The 19,383-nt window shown below is 71.6% G+C and carries 17 protein-coding genes; 7 read left to right on the top strand and 10 right to left on the bottom strand.

All coding sequences use genetic code 11. The annotated features are described in order from the left end of the window. Window positions 1-99 precede the first annotated feature (99 nt). A complete protein-coding gene (locus Q7L65_RS07250) occupies window positions 100-1,356 on the top strand; it encodes a Zn-dependent hydrolase (protein ID WP_304719848.1) in 1,257 nt (418 codons plus the stop codon). Window positions 1,357-1,473: 117 nt separating this feature from the next. On the opposite strand, the gene Q7L65_RS07255 is transcribed toward Q7L65_RS07250, so the two are convergent. Both Q7L65_RS07255 and Q7L65_RS07260 read right to left on the bottom strand, forming a co-directional pair. Continuing rightward, window positions 1,474-3,252 (bottom strand): bifunctional diguanylate cyclase/phosphodiesterase, encoded by a 1,779-nt coding sequence (locus tag Q7L65_RS07255; protein ID WP_304719850.1) that lies wholly within the window; start codon window positions 3,250-3,252, stop codon window positions 1,474-1,476. After that, window positions 3,242-4,294 (bottom strand): GGDEF domain-containing protein, encoded by a 1,053-nt coding sequence (locus Q7L65_RS07260; RefSeq protein ID WP_304719852.1) that lies wholly within the window; start codon window positions 4,292-4,294, stop codon window positions 3,242-3,244. Before Q7L65_RS07260 ends, Q7L65_RS07255 begins: the two co-directional genes overlap by 11 nt. 252 nt (window positions 4,295-4,546) lie before the next feature. On the opposite strand from Q7L65_RS07260, the gene Q7L65_RS07265 reads away from it, so the two are divergent. The 4 genes from Q7L65_RS07265 to Q7L65_RS07280 all read left to right on the top strand — a co-directional run bounded on the left by Q7L65_RS07265 (window position 4,547) and on the right by Q7L65_RS07280 (window position 8,754). Next, the gene (locus tag Q7L65_RS07265) at window positions 4,547-5,809 is read left to right on the top strand and encodes a ubiquitin family protein (RefSeq protein WP_304719855.1); all 1,263 of its coding nucleotides are present in this window, start codon (window positions 4,547-4,549) and stop codon (window positions 5,807-5,809) included. 51 nt (window positions 5,810-5,860) lie between these two features. Beyond that, window positions 5,861-6,298 (top strand): hypothetical protein, encoded by a 438-nt coding sequence (locus tag Q7L65_RS07270; protein ID WP_304719857.1) that lies wholly within the window; start codon window positions 5,861-5,863, stop codon window positions 6,296-6,298. Window positions 6,299-6,475: 177 nt separating this feature from the next. Further along, the gene (locus Q7L65_RS07275; protein ID WP_304719859.1) at window positions 6,476-7,432 is read left to right on the top strand and encodes a hypothetical protein; all 957 of its coding nucleotides are present in this window, start codon (window positions 6,476-6,478) and stop codon (window positions 7,430-7,432) included. A 2-nt stretch (window positions 7,433-7,434) separates the two neighbouring features. Continuing rightward, window positions 7,435-8,754 carry an NHL repeat-containing protein gene (locus Q7L65_RS07280; protein WP_304719860.1) on the top strand — a complete coding sequence of 440 codons (1,320 nt, stop codon included), beginning with the start codon at window positions 7,435-7,437 and terminating at the stop codon, window positions 8,752-8,754. 37 nt (window positions 8,755-8,791) lie between these two features. Here the strand turns inward: Q7L65_RS07280 and Q7L65_RS07285 are convergent, their stop codons facing one another. Genes Q7L65_RS07285 through Q7L65_RS07315 form a run of 7 tightly spaced genes read right to left on the bottom strand, consistent with a single transcriptional unit; the run spans window position 8,792 to window position 16,152 of the window. After that, on the bottom strand, window positions 8,792-9,793 hold the full coding sequence (locus tag Q7L65_RS07285) for a flavin reductase (RefSeq protein WP_304719864.1): 1,002 nt from the start codon (window positions 9,791-9,793) through the stop codon (window positions 8,792-8,794). Between the two features lie 2 nt (window positions 9,794-9,795). Further along, window positions 9,796-10,356 (bottom strand): NADPH-dependent FMN reductase, encoded by a 561-nt coding sequence (locus Q7L65_RS07290; RefSeq protein WP_304719867.1) that lies wholly within the window; start codon window positions 10,354-10,356, stop codon window positions 9,796-9,798. Next, a complete protein-coding gene (locus tag Q7L65_RS07295; RefSeq protein WP_304719870.1) occupies window positions 10,353-11,402 on the bottom strand; it encodes an ABC transporter permease in 1,050 nt (349 codons plus the stop codon). The genes Q7L65_RS07290 and Q7L65_RS07295 overlap by 4 nt, the downstream gene beginning before the upstream one ends. Further along, window positions 11,399-12,907 (bottom strand): sugar ABC transporter ATP-binding protein, encoded by a 1,509-nt coding sequence (locus tag Q7L65_RS07300; RefSeq protein WP_304719872.1) that lies wholly within the window; start codon window positions 12,905-12,907, stop codon window positions 11,399-11,401. The genes Q7L65_RS07295 and Q7L65_RS07300 overlap by 4 nt, the downstream gene beginning before the upstream one ends. After that, window positions 12,904-13,929, bottom strand: a complete 1,026-nt coding sequence (locus Q7L65_RS07305) for a sugar ABC transporter substrate-binding protein (RefSeq protein ID WP_304719876.1) — start codon at window positions 13,927-13,929, stop codon at window positions 12,904-12,906. The genes Q7L65_RS07300 and Q7L65_RS07305 overlap by 4 nt, the downstream gene beginning before the upstream one ends. 45 nt (window positions 13,930-13,974) lie before the next feature. Next, entirely contained in the window at window positions 13,975-15,030 is a 1,056-nt protein-coding gene (locus Q7L65_RS07310; RefSeq protein WP_304719879.1) for an ABC transporter substrate-binding protein, read from the bottom strand. Window positions 15,031-15,090: 60 nt separating this feature from the next. Further along, complete coding sequence (locus tag Q7L65_RS07315; RefSeq protein ID WP_304719882.1) at window positions 15,091-16,152, bottom strand: LLM class flavin-dependent oxidoreductase; 1,062 nt, start codon at window positions 16,150-16,152, stop codon at window positions 15,091-15,093. 345 nt (window positions 16,153-16,497) lie between these two features. Between Q7L65_RS07315 and Q7L65_RS07320 the strand changes: the two genes are divergently transcribed. Together Q7L65_RS07320 and Q7L65_RS07325 are read left to right on the top strand one after the other, a co-directional pair. Beyond that, on the top strand, window positions 16,498-17,667 hold the full coding sequence (locus Q7L65_RS07320; RefSeq protein WP_304719884.1) for a TDT family transporter: 1,170 nt from the start codon (window positions 16,498-16,500) through the stop codon (window positions 17,665-17,667). A gap of 10 nt (window positions 17,668-17,677) precedes the next feature. Further along, window positions 17,678-18,634 (top strand): LysR family transcriptional regulator, encoded by a 957-nt coding sequence (locus Q7L65_RS07325; RefSeq protein ID WP_304719886.1) that lies wholly within the window; start codon window positions 17,678-17,680, stop codon window positions 18,632-18,634. Between the two features lie 34 nt (window positions 18,635-18,668). Here Q7L65_RS07325 and Q7L65_RS07330 read toward each other — a convergent pair whose 3' ends face one another. Then, window positions 18,669-19,382, bottom strand: coding sequence for a FadR/GntR family transcriptional regulator (locus Q7L65_RS07330; protein ID WP_304719888.1), 714 nt, complete (start codon window positions 19,380-19,382; stop codon window positions 18,669-18,671). Between the last annotated feature and the right edge of the window lies 1 nt (window position 19,383).

The raw sequence follows: 19,383 nt of genomic DNA on the forward strand, positions 1-19,383 counted from the left end.
CATGCGTACGCACAGGAGGAACGACCCGTTGACCGGTGCGCGCGCCCTCGGTAGCGTTTGTACGCATATCGTTCTTACTTTGCCACCGTGAGGGAGCCTGTGTCCGATTTGCAGTTCGACGCCCGTCTCCGCAGCACCGGACGCATCGCCGCCGACATCGACGTCTTGTCGGGACCGCGCTACACGTCCGCGGATCACGCGATCCGCCGGTACGCCTACGTCCCCGAGTACGGCGCCACACTCGACTTCCTCGCGACGGAGTTCCGAGCGCTCGGTTTCACCGTCGAGCACGATCCGGTGGGCACGTTCGTCGCTCGCAATCGACAGAGCGGGACACCGGTGTTCGGCATCGGGTCACACTGCGACTCCAACCGCAACGGAGGGGCGTACGACGGCACCCTCGGCGTCGTGACCGCCCTCGAGATCTGCCGGATGAACCGCGAGCAGGGCCTCGACCATCCCCTGCAGGTGATCGCCTTCCTCGAGGAGGAGGGATCCGGCTTCGGGCAGATGCTGCTCGGCAGCCGGATCATGGCCGGCCTCATCTCGGATGACGAGTTGGCGCAGATCCGCGCGATCGACGACGAGCGGACCTTCTTCGAGCACGCCCGCGATGCCGGCTATGCGCCCGAGGACTGGCGCGCGTCGGGCCGCTTCCTCGACGATCTCGTCGGCTGGATCGAGATCCACATCGAGCAGGGTCGCGTGCTGCACGACGCGGACGAACCCATCGGCCTGGTCACGGCGATCGCCGGCTACGAGCACGGTGACGTCACGATCGAGGGTCGCGCCGATCACGCGGGCGCCACGCCGATGCGGATGCGGGTCGACGCCGCCCTCGTCGCCGCCGAGACGACCGTCGAGCTCGAGCGCCTTGCGATCGCGGCCGGCAGGGGCACGGTCGGAACCGTGGGAGAGCTCACGCTCGAGCCGGGCTGGATCAACGTCGTGCCCGGTGGCGCCCGGATGTCGCTCGACGTGCGCGGCACCGACGACGAGGCGGTCGCCGTCGTCATGCGCGACATCGTCGCGTTCGCGGAGCGATCCGCGCTCGGGCGCGGCGGGCAGGCCGTCTACCGCCGGCGGGTCCACGTGCCGGCCACGCCGATGGATACTTCGATTCTCGACGCGCTCCACGCTGCGGCCGAGCGCTGCGGTGAGCCGTTCCGCGCCATGCCGTCAGGTGCGGCGCACGACACGATGTGCGTCGCCGCGCACCGTCCTACGGGAATGGTCTTCGTGCCCTGCGACGAAGGCATCAGCCATTCGCCGCTCGAACGGGCCCATCCGTCGGACGCGGCCCTCGCCGCCGAGATCACGCTCGACGCGATCGGCGCCCTCATCGGCCGAGCGTGAGCGCGGCCCGGCCGCGCGCGAAGCGCCCCTTCGCCCGCCGCGTCGGATATCCGCGGCGCTGGATCGACGCCATCGCCCCGCAGCTCCTGCGCGACGATCGTGCCGCGATCCGGACCCTCACAGCAGTCCGGGAATCTCGGAGGCGACGCTCGGGCGGCCAAGCAGGTAGCCCTGGCCGTACGTGCAGCCGAGATCGCGGAGTTGCTCGCGCTGCGTCTCGGTCTCGATGCCCTCGGCGACGGTGCGCAGGTCCATTCCGTTCGCCATCGTCACGATTCCGTGCAAGAGCGCGGCGGCGTTCTGCTGGTCGCCGAGCGCCGCGACGAAGGAGCGGTCGATCTTCAGCAGGTCGATCGGGAAGCGCGTGAGGTAGGCAAGCGAGGAGTAGCCGGTGCCGAAATCGTCGAGCGCGATCCTGACACCGTGTCGGCGGAGGCGGTGCATCGTCTGTGCGTGGGCGGTGCGATCGTCGAGCAGCGTGCGTTCGGTGACCTCGAGCGTGAGCGCGTCGGGCGGGACGCCGGTGTCGGAGAGTGCCGTGGCGACGGTGTCGAAGAATGTGGCGGTGCGCAGTTGCACGGGCGCGATGTTGACCGCGACGGAGAGATCCGCGTCAGGGTGCTGGCGCCGCCAGCGGGCGAGGTCGGCGCAGGCGCGCTGGAGGATCCATTCGCCGAGCGCGACGATCTCGCCGGACCCCTCCGCGACGGGGATGAAGTCCGACGGGGCCACGTTGCCGAACTGCGGGTGATGCCAGCGGGCGAGCGCTTCGAAGCCGCGGACGCGATCGGTCCGCAAGTCGACGAGCGGCTGGTACTCGAGCGTCATCTCGCCGCGGCGATACGCGCCGTGCAGCGCGTTGCGCAGTCGCAGCCGGCTGCCCGCTCTCGCGCGGCAGGAGCGGTCCGTGCGCGCCACCGCGGCGTCGGCGTCGGCGAGGGCCGTCGTCGCGGACGAGATCAGCTCGGCCGGGTCGAGGACCGCGTCGGCGCAGGTCGAGACGGCGAGGCCCACTCTCGCGGTGATCAGCTGAGGCTCCGCGCCGAGCCCGTAGGGACGAGCGGTGATCGCCGTGTGCAGGCGCTCGGCGACGCGCAGCGCGTCGGCCTCGTCGTCGACCGTGTCGCACAGCACGAGAAAGTGGTCCGCGTCTGAGCGGCAGACCGCGTCTTCGGTGCGCAGCGTGTCGCGCAGGCGGTCGGCGACGGCGAGCAGCAGCGTGTCGCCCGCGTCGTGTCCGAGCGCGTCGTTGATGAGACGGAAGTCCATCAGGTCCAGCGCGACGACCGCGACCGCTCCCTCCCGGCGCACGACGCGCTCCAGTGCGCGTGCGAGGAACGTCTCGAAGAGGGCACGACCCGGCAGCCCCGTGAGCTGGTCGCAGAGCGGATCGACGGTGCGGGCGCGATGCAGCTCGATCGCATCGGCGGCCAATGCCGCGAGATCGGTCAGTATCTGCAGGTCGCGGCCGCTCCAGCAGCGCGGTCTGCTGTCGATCGCGCAGAACGATCCGAGCGTCTCCCCGCCGTCCAGCCGCAAGGGCACCCCGGCGTACGCGATCACGTCGAGGTCGCGCACGGCGAGATTGTCGGCGACCAGCGGATCGGTGCGCGCGTCGTCGATCAGCAGCGGCGCGTCGCGGGCGACGACGTGCTTGCAGAACGAGTGCGACAGCGGCGTCTCGCGGTGCGCGGCCCACGGCTGCGACAGCCCGGTCTGTCCCGCGAAGAACTGGCGTCTCTCCCCCACGAGCGAGACCAGCGACACCGGCACGCCGAGCAGCTCGGCCGCGAGCCGGTTCAGACGCTCCAAGGACGCCTGCGGCGGCATGTCGAGCAGGCCACTGTCGCGCAGCGCCGCCAGACGGAACCCGTCGAGCACCCGGCTACCCGGCATCGCGCACCTCTCCATGCAAGCGATCCGGCCACGCGGCGGGCCAGTCGACGGCGATGCGGTCCCGTCCCGCGTCCTTGGCGGAGTACAGCGCCCGATCCGCGGCGGCCAGCAGCGCCTGCACGTCGATCGGGGCGACCGCCGCCGCGACTCCGCCGCTGACAGTCACGCGAAGCTCGGGGGAGATCCCGAAGCGAGCGCGACCGCCGCCGCCGGATGCGACGGCCGTGCGCACGCGCTCGGCGAGGGCGACGCACGCGGACCGGTCCGTGCGCGGCAGCGCGACGACGAACTCCTCCCCGCCGAACCGCGCGGCGACGTCGATGCCGCGCACCTGCTCGCTGAGCACCTGCCCGACCCACGCGAGCACGCGATCGCCCATCTCGTGACCGTGCTCGTCGTTGACGCGCTTGAAGTGGTCGAGGTCGAAGGTCGCGATCGCGACCGAGCCCCGCTCGCGGATCGCGCGCGACAGCTCGACCGCCATCCGCTCGTCGAACCCGCGCCGATTCAACAGACCGGTCAGCGGGTCGACGCGCGCCTGATCGACGAGCCGCTTCACGAGCCGGTCGTTGCGAGTCGCGAGCACGCGCACCACCAACGCCACGACCAGCACCGCGACCTGCACGTCGAGCCACCGATCCACATTCCCCTGCCCCGCGGGCATCAGCGCCAGCGCGACGGCCTGCACCGCGCCGATCCAGACGACGATGAACGCCGTCCCGCCGACGCCGAAGAAGAGCGCCATCCACAACGCCGGCAACATGTACAGGACGGCCCCGTCGCCGTACTCGTGCGTCTGAACGAGCGCCACCGCGACGAGCGCCGCGCCCAACGGACCGAGCGACGCCAGCGCCAGGCGCGGCATCCGCGGCCCGGCGAGTGCAGCGGTCAGCATCAGCGCACCGGCAGCCAATCCCGGGGCCGGGGAGAACGACTCGCCGCCCGGGATCAGGCTCTCGGTCACGCCGAGGAACGCCGCGCCCGCGAAGATCGCCGCAGCGCTGAATGCGGCGACACGCTGATCTACGTCACGGTCGCTCATGACGGCTGACGAGACTCGAGCGCGACGACGAGCGGCATGCTTGAGGTGTCGACCTGTGGGGATGCACGTCTGAGCGACGCAGTCATACGACGGACCCCCTGCGAAACGTCCGTCCGGTGCGATGATCCGCTCAACGATCGATGTCGTAGGCCGGCAGCTCTCGCGTCTGTTCGGGGCCTGTCGCCGCTGCTGCGCCCGCACGTCTGTCCAGCTCCCCTCCTGCGCCCGCTTGAGGTGTGGCACGATGCCGCTATGAGACGGCTCGCACTGGCAGGACTCCTTGCGGCGCTGCTCGCGTTCTTGGGCCCGGTGGCGGCCGCGTCGGCGATGCAGATCTTCGTCAAGACGCTCACGGGCAAGACGATCACGCTCGAGGTCGAGCCGAGCGACACGATCGAAAGCGTCAAGCAGAAGATCCAGGACAAGGAAGGGATCCCGCCCGACCAGCAGCGGCTGATCTTCGCCGGCAAGCAGCTGGAGGACGGCCGCACCCTCGCCGACTACAACATCCAGAGGGAGTCGACGCTGCACCTCGTCCTGCGACTCCGAGGGGGGACCGTCCCCGTGATCGCATCGACGACCGTCGACGGGCTGACGGTCGTGGTCTCCGGCACCGCCGACCCGTTGGCAAGTCTCACGGTGCTGGCCGACGCCGTCCCGATCGCGACCACCGCGGCCGACGCCGCTGGGGCCTGGAGCACGACCGCCACGCTCACCCCGGGCGAGCATCAGCTGACCGCGAGCAACACAGGCGAGCTGGGCGACCCGAGCCGGCTCTCCCCGCCGACACGCGTCACAGTCGAGGAGCCCCCTGTCGCCTGCCCCGACGGCAGCGCGGCCGGCGCCAGCGGCTGCCCCGGACCGCCGGTCGCGTGCCCCGACGGAGCGGCGGCCGATGCGGACGGCCGCTGCCCAGGCCCCCCGATCGCCTGCCCCGACGGCAGCGCGGCCGGCGCCAGCGGCTGCCCCGGACCGCCGGTCGCGTGCCCCGACGGAGCGGCGGCCGATGCGGACGGCCGCTGCCCAGGCCCCCCGATCGCCTGCCCCAGCGGGGCGGCGCCCAGCACGGACGGCAGCTGCCCCGGGCTCCCGGCGGCAACGGGCCGGCCTCCAGCCGACTCGCGACCGTCTGCCCCGACGATCGCTCATCTCTCGGCAGGCGCGCAGTGTGTCGACCGCAGCGGCTGGCTGGTGCCGCGCCCGCCGAGCGCAAGACGCGTCCCGTTCTTTCGCTTCCGCCTCTCCGCCGCGGCGACCGTCGACTACGTGCTCCTGCGCCGTGGCGGCCGTGAGCGCGTCGTGCGACAAGGCAGCCGCAAGCTGCCCGCAGGCCTGACCCGGATGACGCTGCGCGACGTGCGTCACGACCACGGCCTCGCCGCCGGTCGCTACGCCCTGCGCCTCACCGCTCGCGGCGCCCACGGCAGCAGGACCAAGCTCGCGACGGCCCGCTTCACGGTCGGCGTCGGGCGCTGCGCGCGGCTGACCGACCAGCCCCGCTCGCATCGGAGCTGAACCGTCGATCGGTCGGTACCTGAGAACAACGTCAGAGCAAGGAGCAACGAGATGCACAGCAGATTCCGTCACATCGTCGCCGCAGCAGCGGGGACAGCCATCGTGGGCGCTGCGCTGGCACCGGCGGGCGCGCAGGCGGCCGCGAGATGTCAGTCGGTCCTGCCCGCCGTGGCGAGAGAGAACGCCGCCGCCGGCCGGCTGGTGAGAAAGCTGATCTCGACCACGAGCTACACACCGCTGGAGCGGACGGTCACGCCGAAGATCACCAGAACCGTCGGGTTCGTCGGCTATGGCTCGATCGTCGTGCGCGCGCCCAGCGGCACGACGCCGGTCGTGGGGACGTTCGTGCTCAGAGGTGCCGACCGCTGTGCGATCACGATCACCGCAGCCGACGTGGTGCTGCGCCGCAACGCCTACGTGATCGACTTCATCGCGCCCGGCGAGCAGGGCAACCCCGGTCGCGTCACGGTCACGCTCGTCTCCGTCTGAGCGCCGACCCGACGCACCACGCGCTCACAGGTCGCCGGCAGCGGCTGCCCTGGCGACGCGATGCCACACGCGCGGCCGGGGAGCGTCTGAGCGCGGACACCCACCGCTTCCCGCTGCCCTTCTGCCGACTCCTCTGGATATGGTGCTGCCGGTCGTCGGACGGAGGTCATCTCACCCATGCTGGAAGGTACGTCGAGGTCATGCTCGGGCGTCGCGACGGGAGTCGCCGGAGCGGCGCTCGCGCTCGCCGCGCTCGCCGCGTCGGCGGACGCGAGAAAGCCCGGCGGGCGCGAGAGCGCAGCCGGGAGCATCTACGCGCTGTGCGGCCCGAACGTCTGCCGCATCGACGTCGCGACGCGCAGATCGACGATCGTGCTGCGCCGCTCGACCGACAAGGAGTACGCGTCGGTCGCGGCCTCGCCGAGCGGGCAGACGCTCGCGTTCGTCTACGACGGAGACCTCTTCCGCAGCGGGCGCGACGGACGCGGCCGGCACGAGCTCGACCAGAGCGGCTATGGCACCTACGGGCTCTCCGTCAGTCCGAACGGACGCTCGGTCTCGTGGTTCGCGCGCGTGAACTCGCAGCAGTGCTTCACCGATTTCAACCTCAACTACATCTGCACGCCTGTCACGTACACCAATCTGTACAGCCAGGGTCTGAGCGAGCGCGAAGCCGACTCGCACGGGAGACCGTCGACCACCGCCGGCTGGTACCGCACCCAGCTCGTCGCCCAGACGGAGCCGGAAGAGGGCGAGGCCGACTACATCTGCGTGATCGATGACGACGGCGACTGCACGCGCACGGTCGCGCAGGATCCGGCACGGGCGTACTCCAGCCCCTCCACCTCCCCCGACGGTCGCTATCTGGCGGTCGTCTCCGAGCCTGTCCCGCCGGAGAACGGCGACATGGACTTCGAGGGCCGGATCGAGATCTGGAACGCCGCCAACGGACGCAAGCTGCGCAACCTGACCGAAGGCACCAAGGACGACACGCCGATCTTCAGCCCCGACGGCAAGACGGTCGCCTTCCAACGCGGCAAGGACATCCTGACCCGCGCGGTCAAGGGCGGACGGCCCAAGCTGGTCAAGCGGGGCGCGACGCTCACCGGTCCCAGCTGGACGCGAGGGCAGTAGACGTGCGGCGTCTCACCTCCCTCTCCGCCGCGCTCGCCGCAGCCGGGATCGCAAGCTCGGCGCTGGCGGCGTCCGCCGACGCACAGGGCCTGATCGGTCGCTGGGGATCGGTGCTCGCCGACAAGGACCCCACGCCCGGCCGCTTCGGCGACATGATCGACCTCGACGTCGACTCGCGCGGGTACGTCTACGTGCTCGACGAGCTCTCCGCCGGCCCCGGCCGCGTCCAGAAGTTCACGACCTCCGGCAAGCTCGTGCGCCAGTTCGGCGTGCCCGCCGACGAGGACGACCGCTACGACGCCGACGAGATCGTCGACGCGATCGCCGACCCGACCGCGCTCGGCGTCGGCCCCGACCGCAACGTCTACGTCGCCGAGAGCGGCGAGCGGACCCGCATCAGCGTCTGGTCCCCGCTGGGCAGATACCTGCGCAGCTTCGCCTCCGGCGGCAGCGGACCCGGGCAGATCGGCAATGTCGAGGCGATCGACTTCACCTCGTCGGGCGAGGTGCTCGTCTCCGACTCCGGCAACGACCGCATCGGGCGGTTCGGACCGGGCGGCAACTGGGTCGGCGAGCTGCCGATCTCCTCCCGCGGGATCGGATCGATCGGCGCGAACCTCTATGTCGCGCTCGGCGACGAGGTGGCGGTCCTCACGCCCCCGTCCACCTTCACCCGCTTCGGCGGTGCGACCGACACCTCCGACGGGCTTTTCGGCACGACGTCGGACATCGCCACAACCGGCGACACCGTCTACGTCGCCGACAGCCGCATGTCCCGCATCCTCGCCTTCGATCCCGCCGGCTCGTTGAAGGGAGCTGTCGGCCAGTCCCCCGGCAGCCAGCCCGGCCAGCTCACCGAGCCCAACGCGATCGCGACCGACTGCCGCGGCACGTTGTACGTCGCCGATGCCGGCAACCACCGCGTCCAGCGCTTCGGCGCGCCCGGCGCAGCCGCCTGCGGCGACGTGCGCAAGGACAAGCAGGAGCGCCTCGTGATCAGACTCGCCGGCAAGCGGCAGCTGCGGTTCCGCGAGGCGTTCGCGGTCACCCCCGTCGTCAGCTGCGACCGGCCGTGCAAGGGCACGCTCTCCGGCCGGATCGTCATCAGGGGCCGCAAGGAGCCGATCCTGCTGACGAGTGAGCCGATCGCGCGCGAGTTCCCCGGCCCGGCCGTCAGCAACATCGCTCCGACCGAGCGCGGCACCGACATCGTCGTCGCGGCCCTCGAGCGGCGCCAGCGGATGACCGCCGCCATCAGACTCGTCGTCCGCGACCTCACCGGCCGCAAAGTCGTGCGCACCCGCACCTACGAGCTGAGATGACCCGACCCGCCGCGCGCCGCGCCGCGCTGGGCCAGCCCTACTCCGGAACGTAGCGGCCGAAGCCGCCGCGTGAGAAGACGAGCGGCTCGCGCTCGGCCGCCGCCTCGAGCCCGATCACGCGGCCGACGACGATCATGTGGTCGCCGGCGCGGTGCTCGGCCTCGATCTCGCAGTCGATCCACGCGACCGCCTCGTCGAGCCCGGGACCGCCGAGGCGTTGGTGGGAGGCGACGTCCGCGAAGCGATCCACGCCGCGCCGGGAGAAGGCGCGGGTCAGGTCGCCGTGGCCGCAGGCCATGACGTTGACGCAGAACCGCCCGGTCGCCTGAATTCGGGGCCACGTGCTCGACGTGGTCGCGGCGCAGAACGCGACCAGCGCCGGTCTCAGCGAGACCGAGCAGAACGAGTTGCACGCCATCCCGACCGGTCCGGCCGCGGTGATCACCGTCACGCCGGTCGGCAGGTGCCCGAGCACCGCCCGGAACGTCTCGGCGTCCGGTGGCGGAGGCGCAGGCAGCGGCGGAACGTCCGCTGGCGGGGGCGCAGCGCGATCGAGGCGTCCGCCGCCCGCACGCGTCGCGCGATCGTCCGTCCCGGTGTCGACCACGAGCCCGGCCGCTGCGAGACCGGCGCCGCGCAGCAGCTCGAGCGCCGCCGACACGTCGGACCCGGCCCGCTCGCCCCGCACGCAGCGCACGTGCCCGGGCGCGAAGAAGTCCGTCGCGGAGGCGTCGCGCCGGGCCAGCGCACGGATCGTGCGCGCACGGTCGTCGAGCGTCCGCCCCGTCCTGACGCTGAAGGCGTTGACGACCGCGGTCCCGTCGTGCCCGAGCCCAAGCCGCTCGTAGACGTCGGCGCCCACTGCGACGAGCGGCTCCGCGTCCGGCTCGAGCAGCGTCCCGAGCAGCTCCGGCGTGACCGCCTCGGCCGCGACGACGACGACCTCGCCGACCGTCAGCGGCTGCCCGCGCCGCAGCGCGCACTGCTGCGCGACACCGTCCGTCGACGGGCGCGTCAGTTGTCCGATCGAGCGCGACATGGTCAGAACTGGGGCCGCACGGCGCTCAGGCGCAGGTCGGCGCCGACGCTCGACGCCAACGCGACCGTCGCCGCTCCGAGGCTGTCCGCGGCGGCGCGAAGTGCCGGATCGACGACGGCTCCGTCCCTGATCTGGTCGGCACGGCCGTAGAGGCCGGGCGGGACGGCGTAGGCAGCGAAGAAGCGCGGCAGGATGCCGAGCAGGGCGTCGATGCCGAGGTAGTGATGGTCGGAGCCGCCGGTCCCCACGACCGCGACCGGCTTGCCCAGCAGCACGCTGTCGAAATCGCCGTGCGGGACGCGCGGCAGCTCGTCGAGGAACTGCTTCAGCACCCCGGTGAACGACGAGCGGTACATCGGCGTGCCGAGCACGAAGGCGTCGGCCGCCGCGGCCCGCTCCCGCGCCGCGGCGGCCACCTCGGCCAGGTAGGCGCCGCGGCCGACGCAGAAGACGTCCGCGGTGGCGCCGTGCGCACGGGCGCCATCGAGCACCTGTCTGACCAGTGTCTGGGTCGTCCCGCCCTCGGCCGAGCCGACGACCGCGACGATCAGCGGCCCGCTCATGTCGACGCTCCCTGCACCGGCACGGCGAGCTCGCGCGGCTCCTCTTCGACGGCGACCAACGCTCTTCGGCGCCGCCGGCCGAACTGCCGCCGCACGAAGCCGGTCGACGCGGCCAGCACGAAGACGACGCCCACGACGACCTGTTGCAGATCGTCGTTGACACCCATCAGGTCGAGCCCGTTGGTGAGCACCGAGATCAGCAGCACGCCCCAGGCCGTGCGCACGACGGAGCCCTTGCCGCCGAACACGTCGGTCCCGCCGACGACGACCGCCGCGATCGCCGTCAGCGCGAGCAGACCGCCCGCGGTCGGCTGGCCGGACTGCACGCGGGCCGTCAGCACGACGCCGCCGAGGCCGGCCATCACGCCGCTCAGCATGAAGACGAGGAAGCGCACGCGGGCGACGGGCACGGCCGCCAGCCGGGCGGCCTCGCGGTTGCCGCCGATCGCGAACACGCGCAGGCCGAAGCGCGTCTGGGTCTGCAGCGCGAACAGCAGCAGGAAGACGACGACGGTGAGCCAGATCAGCCAGTTGACGCCGAGGAAGGTGCCGGTCGCCAGCGTCCCGACGCCGGGCGGCAGCGGCGCGATCACGGTTCCGTCGGTCGCCGCGAGCGCGATCCCCTGCGCCGTCACCATCGTGCCCAGCGTCGCCATGAACGACGGCACCTGCAGGACCGTGACGATGAAGCCGTTGACCGCGCCGACGACGGCGCCGACACCGACGCCCGCGGCGAAACCGATCAGGACGGAGGTGTCGCGCATCACGTACGCCGCGACGACGCTGCTAAGCGCGACGACGGCGCCGACCGACAGGTCGAGCTCGCCGGTCAGGATCACGAACGTCATCCCGAACGACACGAGCGCCAGGACCGAGCCCTGCAGCAGGATGTTTCTGATGTTGATCGAGTCGAGGAAGTACTGGTTGGTGATCGACAGGTAGACGACCATCAGCAGCAGCACGATGGGGACGAACAGCAGGTCAAACCAGCCGTCGACCCGCGAGCGCTCCAGCAGCCGGTCGCGTGTGTCGCTCAGGGCGCTCATGCAGCCTCCTTCACGCCGAGCATGGTGAGGTCGAAATGGGACAGCTCGTCGGCGGGGCCCAGCGACGCGAGCATGCCGTGACGCATGACGCCGACCCGATCGCAGAGGTCGAGCACCTCGTCGACGTCCGTCGAGGCGACGAGCACCGCTCCGCCGCGCTCGGCGTGCGCGCGCAGCAGCGCGTGGATCTGTGCCTTGCCGCCGACGTCGACGCCGTGGGTCGGCTCGTCGATCGCCAGCACGCGCGGGCTCGCCGCAAGCCGGCGGGCGAGCAGCACCTTCTGCTGGTTGCCGCCCGACAACGAGCGCACGGGCGCGTGGATCGACGGGAGGCGGATGTCGAACTCGTCGCGGAAGCGGCGCGCTTGCGCGTCGATCCGCGGCCGGTCCAGCAACGGCCCGCGCGAGGTCCGCTCCAGCGACGCGAGCGCGATGTTGTCCGCCACGCTCAGCTCCATCACGAGCCCGGCGCCCTTGCGATCCTCCGCGACGTAGCCGACGCCGGCGCGTTGCGCGTCGATCGGCGTCCGGATTCGCGCCGCGCGGCCGTCGACCTCGATCGCGCCGCTCGCCGGCACCGCGCCGCCGACCATCGCCAGCAGCTGCGCGGCCCCGCAGCCGAGCAGCCCCGTCAGCCCGACGATCTCACCCTCGCGCACGTCGAGGTCGAGCGCCGGCGCGGTCGCCGAGATGCGCGTCCCGCGCATGCTCAGGACGGGCCGGCGGTCGCTGCCCGGTCGCGTGCGGGAAGCGCGCCCGCTGGTCCGCTGCGCCTTCGGTCCGGCGATCAGGCGGCCGAGCTCGTCCGCGTCGACGGTCTCGGCCGCCAGCGTCGCGATCCGGTGGCCGTCGCGCAGTACCGTCACCTCGTCGCTGACGCGGATGATCTCGTCGAGGCGGTGGCTGACGAGCGCCACGCCCGTGCCGCCGTCGCGCAGCTGCTCGATCAGCGCGAGCACCCGCGCCGCGGCGGCCGGCTCCAGCGAGGCGGTCGGCTCGTCGAGGATCAGGAAGCGCGGCCGCACGACCATCGCCCGCGCGATCTCGACGAACTTGCGCTCGACGGCGTCGAGCGTGCGCACGAGCCGTCCCGGCGGGATCTCGATGCCGAGCCCGTCGAGCAGCCCGCCGACGATCGCGTCGACCCTGCGGCGGTCGACCCGCCGGGCGATGCCGCGCCGCGGCAGCGTGTGCCCCAGCGCGTAGACGTTCTCGGCCACGCTGAGGTCGCCGATCAGGTTGTAGTCCTGATGCACCACCGCGATCCCGGCCCGTCCCGCGTCGGCGGGGCCGCCGAACGAAACCTCCTCGCCGTCGATCCGCAGGCGGCCGTCGCTGGGGGTCAACGCGCCGGTCATGATCTTCAGCAGCGTGCTCTTGCCGGAGCCGTTCTCGCCGACGAGCGCGGCGACGCGCCCACACTCGAGCACGAAGCCGACGTCGTGGAGCACCACCGCCGAGCCGTAGGCGTGGACGAGATGCTCGGCGGCGAAGCGCCCGCTCATGATCCGCACTCGTCGTCCGGCAGCCCGAGCACCTCGTCGACGTTTCTGCTCGTCACCGGCAGCTGCTTGACCGGCACCTCCTTCGGCGGCGTCTCGCCTCTGAGGTGAGCCTCGAGCTGGTCGGCGGCCAGCCGGCCAGCCGCGAAGCTGCACGAGCTGGTCGTGTACGTCAGGTCGCCTCTTCTGATCAGGTCGACGGCGGCGGGACTGGCGTCCGAGCTGACCGTGACGATCGCTCTCGGATCGATGCCGCGGTCTCTGATCGCCTGGATGCCGCCGACGGCCTGGTCGTCGTTGTTGAAGTAGATCGCGTCGAGTCTGCCGCCGGTGCGTTGCAGCAGGTTCTCCGTCGCCTTCAAGCCGGCGTCCGGGCTCCAGTCGTTGTTGCCCGCGTCGAACAGCTCGATCCCCGGGCTCTTGGCGAACTCGGCCTTCAGTCCGGTCGCCTGGCCCTCGGCGAAGTTCGCTCCGCGCGGGCCGCCGATCACGCCCACGCGGCCTCTGCCGTCGAGCGCCTTGGCGACGAACGCGGCCTTCTGGCGCCCGATCGACTCGGGCGTGTAGGAGACGAAGCTGAGCACGTCTGCCGGGTCGGAGAGGTTGCTGCCCATCGTGATCACCTGCACGCCCTGCTGTCTGGCCTGCGCGATCACCGGCGTCAACGCCGCGGGGTTGATCGGGATCAGGAAGATCGCCGACGGGCGCTTGGTGAGCGCGTTCTGGATCTGCTGCACCTGGGTCTCGGGCGTGTTGTCGCCGTAGGCGTTGTCGATCACCTTCCAGCCTCTGCTGTCGGCGTAGTCGACGATCCCCTCCGCACGGCGTGTGAACGCGCGCACGCCCTTGGCGAACTGGTTGATGTAGATCGACGTGTCGTCCCCGCCCCCGCCCCCGTCAGCGGAGGCGCCGGCGGTCGACGACGAGGAGCCGCCGCCAGAGTCGCTGCTGCCGCAGCCGGCGACGAGCGCGGCGACGAGCAGCAGGAGGAGCAGGGCGGCGCGGGCTACTGGCGTTCTTCGCATCGGGCGACGTTCCTTTGGCTGGTGAGGGGAGAGCGAAGCGGTCGGTCAGGCCGTGATCTGGCGGCGCTCGGCGAGGCGGGCGCGCGCCGCGGCCAGCGGCGCCGGGTCGATCAGCGCGTCGACGTCGACGGCTCTGTCGAGGAACCCGATCTTCAGCAGGTGCTCTGCCTGCGAGCGCAGCGCCGCGAGCGTGAAGTCGTCGATTCTGAGGTCGAGCCGGAGGTGGACGTCCGCGCCCCAGGCCGCGTCGACGAACTCCTCGGCGATGCCCGACTCGGCCGCGATGTTGCGCTTCGTCTCCGTCTCGTTCTCCGCCGCCCACTCCGCGGTCTCCAGCACCCGCACGAGAAAGCGCTCGACGATCTCGGGGCTGCGGTCCAGCAGCGGCCCGCTGACCGACATCACGAGCGGTACGAGGTTGTTGTACGGCTGTTCGAGGTCGCCGGCGTTGCCGATCGCGCGCAGCCGCAGGGTCGCGGCGAGGCTGGCGCCGATCGCCGCCTCGCTGGCGACGGCGTCGACCTCCCCGCGCGCGAGCGCGAGCGCCTCGGCGTTCTGGTGGCCGGCGTTCGCGTAGGCGCCCCACAGCGCGCCCCGCTGCGTCGGGTTCGGCTTCGCGTCGTCGAGCGCCGAGCGCTCGACCTCGACGTCGACGAGCTCGACGTCGTCGAACGTCAGCCCGGCGGTCGCGAGCACCTGCTCGTACGTCCGCATGCAGGTCCCGTACCAGAAGTCGACGAGGTCGTTCGGACGCCGCGGGACGGACAGCCGCTTGCCGCGCAGGTCCGCGGCCGTTCTGACGTCCGACTCCGGCAGGACGTAGACGGGCTGGCTCGTGTACGTCCACGACAGCCCGAGGAAGCGGTGGTCGACGCCCTTGGAGGCGGCGATCAGCGGCGGCGTGTTGCCGCCCTGGCGGAACAGGTCGGTCGCTACCTGCATGTAGTGGGCGCTGCGCACGGCGGGGTCGGGCGAGGAGCCGAGCGAGCGCACGACGATGCCGTCGGGCTCGAACTCGTCGTCGATCGCTCCCAGTTGGATCGCCAGTCCCGCGGCGCTCGGAACCGGGCAACGGCTGTACCAGATGGTGTCGTGGCTCATGGCGGGTCGTTCCTCGTTCTGACTTGGAGATGGATCTGACGGCTGCGGGCGCGGGCGGCGCTACGCGCGCACGGGCGAGGAGCGTCGGACCCGCGGGATCACGTGCTCGGCGAAGCGGCGCATCTCGTCCTCGAACGGCTGGAACTGGAGCATGAAGAGCTCGATCCCGAGCTCGTGGAAGGCGCGGATCCGCTCGGCGACGACGTCGTAGCTGCCGACCAGGCCGGCCGCGGTCCCGCCATTGGAGCCGATGTGCGGGTACTTCGCGTAGGTCTGGATCATCTGCACCTTCGCGTCGACCTGCTGGGCCAGCCACGCCTCCTCGGCCGCGTCGGACTTGTTGATCTCCCACGCGTAGCGGTGCGCCTCCTCGGCCTCCTCCTCGGTCTCGCGCGCGATCACGAAGGCGGACAGCCCGAACTGGACGGGCGGGCCGACGCGCGGGCGGGCGCGCACGTCGGCGATCAGATCGGCGACGCGCTCGATCGGCTGGCCGTTCATGAACCACGTGTCGCACGTGTCCGCCACCAGCGCGCGGGCCGGCGGCGACTCGCCGCCGGCGTAGATCGTCGGGCGCTCGCGCCAGCGCGACGCCGGCCGCGGCTGGTAGTCGTCGGCCTTGAACCAGCGCCCCTCGAAGCGCGTCGGGCGCCCGGCGAGCAGCTCGCGCACGATCGTGATCCATTCGCGACCGTAGTCGTAGCGCTGGTCGTGCTCGTAGAACTCGAGCCCGAGGCGTCTGGCCTCGGTCGCGAACCAGCCGTTGACGAAGTTGATCGCGAAGCGGCCCTTGCTGATCTCCTCGATCTGCAGCGCCATCTTCGCCGCGACCGCGGGCGGGTAGGCGTACGGCTTGATCGCCGCGATGATCTCGATTCTGGAGGTCAACGCCGCCAGCGCGGCCGCCAGCGACCACGCCTCTCCCTGGTCGTACTCCTCCCCCCACGGGCTGATGAAGAGCTGCGCGATCAGCGTCGAGTCGAACCCCAGCTCCTCCGCCAGCAGGACCTGCGCCCTGATCCGCTCCCAGCTCGCGTCATGTGGATCCTCCGGATGGTGGGGCGAGCCGAAGGCCCCTTCCTCGAGCGCCCACACACCAAAACGGGGGGCGCTCTCACTCACGTCGAAAGAGTCGGTGCTGGACATGGGTCACTTCCGTCGTTGATTGGTGAATGCGGTTCAAGTGCTGTGCGTCACCCTTAGGCGGTAGTTGATTGTCTAGGTGACACGCCCGAGCACCGCAACGGCATTAATCATTCACGAGATCCGCCCCGGTTCCAGTCGCATCCCTACGCATCCCTTTCCAATCTGGAAACCGTACTATCCCGATGTACAAGGAACCTAGGCCGCTCGTCCGGGTGACATCACACGTGGTGTGCGCAACACTATTAATCACGAATTCCATGCTGGAAATATTCACTGCCGAATGCGACTGGAATCCCAGCGCATTGCAAGCACTATTGGTGCATGCCTGCGAATCGCAACGTCACCGCCGCGGACGTCGGACGCGCGCGGCGGCGTCCTCTGGGTGCGCTCGCGCGGCCCGCGGACGCGGTCGCCTATCTCGGCCCGAACTGGTTCGCGTCGGTGATGGGAACGGGAATCGTCGCCAACGCGATCATGCTGCTGCCACGCGAGGTTCCGCTGCTGCAGGACGCCGCGCTCGTCATCTGGCTGGTCGCGGCGACGCTGCTGGTGGTCCTCGTCGCCGCCACCGCGGCGCACTGGCTGCGCCATCCGGGCGTCGCGCGCGGCCACGCCTCCGACCCGGCGATGGTTCCGTTCTACGGCGCCCCGCCGATGGCGCTGATGACCGTCGGCGCGGGCGCGCTGCTGGTCGGCCACCGGGTCATCGGGATGGACGCGGCAGTCGTGCTCGACAGCTTCCTGTGGACGCTCGGGACGATCGGCGGCCTGGCCGCGGCGGCCGTCACGCCCTACCTGATGTTCACGCGCCATCCGCTGCGGTTGGAGGACGTGCTCGGCTCCTGGCTGATGCCGGTCGTCCCGCCGATGGTCTCGGCCGCGACGGGTGCCGCGCTGCTGTCCCACGTTCCCGCCGGCCAGGCGCGCCTCACGCTCCTGCTCGCCTGCTACGCGATGTTCGGATTGAGCCTGTTCGCCGCGCTGATGACGATCGCGCTGCTGTGGGCGCGGCTCGCGTTCCACGGGCCGGGTCCTGCTCGCACGGTGCCGACGCTGTGGATCGTGCTCGGTCCGCTCGGGCAGTCGATCACCGCCGTCAACCTGCTCGGCGCCGTCGCCCCCACGGTCCTCAGAGCTCCCTTCGGCGCCGGTCTCAGCGCGTTCGGCGTCGTCTTCGGCCTACCGGCGCTCGGATTCGCGCTGCTGTGGATGGCGATCGCCGGCGCGATCACGCTCCAGACGGCGCGCCGGCACCTGCCGTTCAGCCTCACCTGGTGGAGCTTCACCTTCCCTGTCGGCACGATGGTCACCGGGACGAGCGCGCTCGCCGCGCGCACCGGCGCCGACGCGCTCGTCTGGCTGGCCGTCGCGCTCTTCGGCCTGCTGCTCGTGGCCTGGGCGACCGCGTTCGTCCACACCGCCCGGGGGGCGCTGTCCGGCCGCCTGCTGTTGTCTCCGGCGACGCCGGACCCACGCGTGACGATGACCTGACGAGCATCCGATGAGCATGCGCCCAGCACTGTCGAGCGGGATCGCGGTCGACGCCAACCCGCTCTCGTCCGCCGATCTCGCCGCGTTCGTCTCGGCCTTCGAGGCCGGCAGCGTACACGGCGCGGCCAGCGCGCTCGACCTGACCCCGTCGGCCGTGACCAAGCGCCTGCAGTCGCTCGAGCGGCGCGTCGGAACCAGCCTCTTCGAACGCGGGCGCAACGGACTGCGCGCCACCGGCGCGGCGGGCGTCCTGTACCCGAACGCGAAGGACGTGCTGCGCGGGCTCGCCGTCGCGGAGCGATCCCTCTACAAGCACCTGGAAGACGACCTGCACGGCCTGCTGCTCGCCGCCAGCCACACGATCGGCGAGTTCCTGCTGCCCGACTGGCTCGCCCGCTTCCGCCGCGAGCGGCCCGAGTCCCACGTGCAGATCCAGATCGTCAACTCGCCCGGCGTGATCGCGGCGGTCCGCAGCCGCACGGCCGAGATCGGGTTCGTCGAGGGTCTCGACCCGCTCAACGGCCTCGAGACGGTGACGGTCCAGCGCGACCAGATCGTCGCCGTCGTCGCCTCCTGCCACCGCTGGGGCAGGCGCCAGGGCGTCGACGCGCGCGAGCTGCGCTCCGATCGCTACCTCGCGCGCGAGAACGGCTCCGGCACGCGGGCGATCGCCACGGCCGCGCTCGCACGCGTGGGCATCGAGCTGCGGCCCGCGTTCGAGGTCGCCAGCCACCAGAGCCTCAAGCGGGCGCTCGCGGACGGCGGCTTCACGCTCATGTCGCACCTCGCCGTCGCCGACGAGGTCGCCGCCGGGACCCTGCACGCGCTGCCGGTTCGCGATCTCCAGCTCAAGCGCGAGCTGCGAGCGGTGCGCGACGCCAGCAATCCGCCGGCGCGCGACACCGACACCGCCGCTTTCTGGCACTGGCTCTCGAACCTCTCCGGAGACGCGGGTCCGGTTGCGTGAGCGAGCATCGCCGCGGACGATCGTGCGCGCCCGCTCAGGCGCTCCCGCGCCCGGCCGCGTCGACGACGCGCTGGCCCGAGGTCATCACGTGCTGGCGCATCTCCTCGGCGGCGGCGGCTTCGTCCTGGCGCTCGATCGCGGCGAGGATCGCGCGGTGGCTGTCGAGCGAGATCTGCGGGCGGCCCGCGAGCGTCAGCGACGCGGCGGAGGTGCGATCGATCACGTCCATCAGCTGCCGGGTCAGCTGGGCGAGCAGCGCGTTGTGCGCTGCGTCGGAGAGCGCTCGGTGGAAGTGGCGGTCGCCCTCGATGCCGTCCTCGCCGGCCGCGATCGAGCGCGCCATCTCGGCGAGCGCGTCGTCCATCGAGCGCAGGTCGGCGTCGCTGCGGCGGCGTGCGGCGAGTCGTGCCGCCTGCACCTCGATCGCTTCGCGCACCTCCCAGATCATCGGGTGGTCGACCTCGCTGTCGACGATCTCCGACGCCAGCGACGGGATCAGGTCGCCGGGCGGGCGCAGCAGGAAGACGCCCTCGCCGTGCTTGATCTCGACGAGCCCCTGCACGCGCAGCGCGGTCAGCGCCTGGCGCACGGACGTGCGGCTGACCCCGAGCTGTTCCGCCAGCTCGCGCTCGGACATCAGACGGTCGCCGGGCTGCAGCCGTTCGGCGTCGATGAAGTCGCGCAGGCGTTCGGCGACCTGCTCGTAGAGCGGGCTGCGCGGGATCGGTTGAAGGCCTGCTCTGGACACG

The sequence above is a fragment of the Conexibacter sp. CPCC 206217 genome (genome assembly GCF_030646165.1).
In the GTDB taxonomy this organism is placed as follows: domain Bacteria; phylum Actinomycetota; class Thermoleophilia; order Solirubrobacterales; family Solirubrobacteraceae; genus Conexibacter.

Excerpts from the sequence above, each read along its gene's own strand:
- Q7L65_RS07310 (WP_304719879.1), bottom strand. The coding sequence starts at position 15,030 with ATGAGCCACGACACCATCTGGTACAGCCGTTGCCCGGTTCCGAGCGCC.
- Q7L65_RS07285 (WP_304719864.1), bottom strand. The coding sequence starts at position 9,793 with ATGTCGCGCTCGATCGGACAACTGACGCGCCCGTCGACGGACGGTGTC.
- Q7L65_RS07300 (WP_304719872.1), bottom strand. The coding sequence starts at position 12,907 with ATGAGCGGGCGCTTCGCCGCCGAGCATCTCGTCCACGCCTACGGCTCG.
- Q7L65_RS07320 (WP_304719884.1), top strand. The coding sequence starts at position 16,498 with ATGCCTGCGAATCGCAACGTCACCGCCGCGGACGTCGGACGCGCGCGG.
- Q7L65_RS07270 (WP_304719857.1), top strand. The coding sequence starts at position 5,861 with ATGCACAGCAGATTCCGTCACATCGTCGCCGCAGCAGCGGGGACAGCC.
- Q7L65_RS07295 (WP_304719870.1), bottom strand. The coding sequence starts at position 11,402 with ATGAGCGCCCTGAGCGACACACGCGACCGGCTGCTGGAGCGCTCGCGG.
- Q7L65_RS07290 (WP_304719867.1), bottom strand. The coding sequence starts at position 10,356 with ATGAGCGGGCCGCTGATCGTCGCGGTCGTCGGCTCGGCCGAGGGCGGG.
- Q7L65_RS07260 (WP_304719852.1), bottom strand. The coding sequence starts at position 4,294 with ATGAGCGACCGTGACGTAGATCAGCGTGTCGCCGCATTCAGCGCTGCG.
- Q7L65_RS07265 (WP_304719855.1), top strand. The coding sequence starts at position 4,547 with ATGAGACGGCTCGCACTGGCAGGACTCCTTGCGGCGCTGCTCGCGTTC.
- Q7L65_RS07275 (WP_304719859.1), top strand. The coding sequence starts at position 6,476 with ATGCTGGAAGGTACGTCGAGGTCATGCTCGGGCGTCGCGACGGGAGTC.
- Q7L65_RS07305 (WP_304719876.1), bottom strand. The coding sequence starts at position 13,929 with ATGCGAAGAACGCCAGTAGCCCGCGCCGCCCTGCTCCTCCTGCTGCTC.
- Q7L65_RS07255 (WP_304719850.1), bottom strand. The coding sequence starts at position 3,252 with ATGCCGGGTAGCCGGGTGCTCGACGGGTTCCGTCTGGCGGCGCTGCGC.
- Q7L65_RS07325 (WP_304719886.1), top strand. The coding sequence starts at position 17,678 with ATGAGCATGCGCCCAGCACTGTCGAGCGGGATCGCGGTCGACGCCAAC.